Here is a 1,600-nt window from a genome sequence, read left to right on the forward strand (position 1 = left end):
TGTCACGTCCGGCAGGGGATGATGCGATCTTTACGGAGTCCATGGCCTTTGAGCTGCGATGACGCAAACGGAGCCGGACAGTTTTTTTAGATGGCTGAACTGGGCTTTCCCTATTTGATGTTGGGGTGAGCTGGTACGCAGCAAGTAGTTCCGGACTCCAACTCAATTACACGTGGACGTGCTACTGCATGATTGGGGCCCACGAGGACGCTTCCGTAAGGAAGTCCCAGCTGATCATTTCGGGGGTGTGAGGGGCCGCCACGATCAACTTCCACTGCGTGCTGTAGCGATGAGGCGTGATCTGCAGGAAGGCGTCTGAAGGTGGAGCGGGAGCCGACGGCTGGACACGGCGCTGCGCGGCCTGGTGACCGGCTGCGGAGGAGCAAGAGCGCCAAAGGGGCATGCCGACGACTGACGACGTACGCGGTGCAGGCCACGTGCACGGCTGCGCCCTCACCGGCGGGGCTGTTCGTGCTGACGCAGTCAGGCTGTCCATGGGTGGGCCTGTCGGATCATGCTGCTTCGCGCGCGCCGTGCAGCCCGCCTCGGCAACGAGTTCAGGTTGAGGCGGGCGTGCCGGTGCATCCGGGCGCCGGTCAGAACAGGTACCCGTCCTCCTCGCTGGGGCTGGAATCGGTGGCCGATTCAGAGCAGCGGGGCTTCACGGCGGAGGTGACCGCTGCCTTGAAGTCCTCGCGGAGCTCTGGCAGGGAGCGGTCGCGCAGGGCGACGGTTTCGGTCCAGCCGCCCTGTGGCATGTCGAGGCGGGAAACGCCTTGGGGGAGGTCGAGCGTGAGCCAGTGGTTCAAGACATGCTGCTCCGCCCGGACGGCTTGGTAGCCGGACAACGGTGTAACGAGCACCTGGTGCCAGCCGTGGAGCGCGTGAGTCCGGATCCGCTCACTGTCGTCATTGCAGATGCCGACTTTTGCGGCCCCCAGTGCGGTGTGCACCAGCAGGTACAGAAAGGCGGGGAGCGCCTGTTTGAAGCCGTGCCGAACGCAGTGGACGCAAGAAGCCCTGCGGCGCTGGATGACCTTGTCGAGCACGGCATCCACCTGCTTTCCGCAGTCGATGTGCTCTGCCCTCCAGACGGCCTTGACGCTTCCGGGGAAGGCGGTGAGCGGTTTCAACCCCGCCTCCTTCATGACCTCAACGGCCACCGCGGGGTCCGTGGCGCGCTGCGCGCAGAACCGGCAGGGGAACTTCGTCTTGCGGGCGTTGCACAGAGTCGGGTCGACGATCTTCTTGCACGTAGTGCAACGGCTGCGCCACTTCTCGTTCGAGCCTGGATAGGGCACGAGGGCCTCGAGCCCGAGAGTGAGGAGTTCGGCGCGCGCGCCTGCGTCAGGTATTTGCCGGGACCCGGAGCAGTAGTCGCAGGCTCCGTTGCCTGAGTAGACGACGCTGCTGTACCAGACGTCGATCTCGTGTAAGCATTTGAGGCACAGACAGCGCCAAGTCCCCCGAGTGCCGGGGAACTTCTCCAGCGGTTCAACATTCGCCTCGCGGATCTTGTCCTCCGCGACCTCAGCCGGCACGGAACGCTTGCGGGCCGCCGCAGCGGAGCTCTTGCGTTGCCCGCAGGTGAAGCAGGGGC

Annotated in this window: 1 protein-coding gene; it reads right to left on the minus strand. The window is 64.8% G+C overall.

The features are described 5' to 3' along the window. Positions 1-596: 596 nt before the first annotated feature. Positions 597-1,600, minus strand: a 1,004-nt coding sequence (locus B072_RS0135405; protein ID WP_158689283.1) for a hypothetical protein, incomplete at its 5' end; no start/stop codon positions are given.

This window comes from Streptomyces sp. HmicA12 (assembly GCF_000373565.1).
GTDB lineage: Bacteria > Actinomycetota > Actinomycetes > Streptomycetales > Streptomycetaceae > Streptomyces.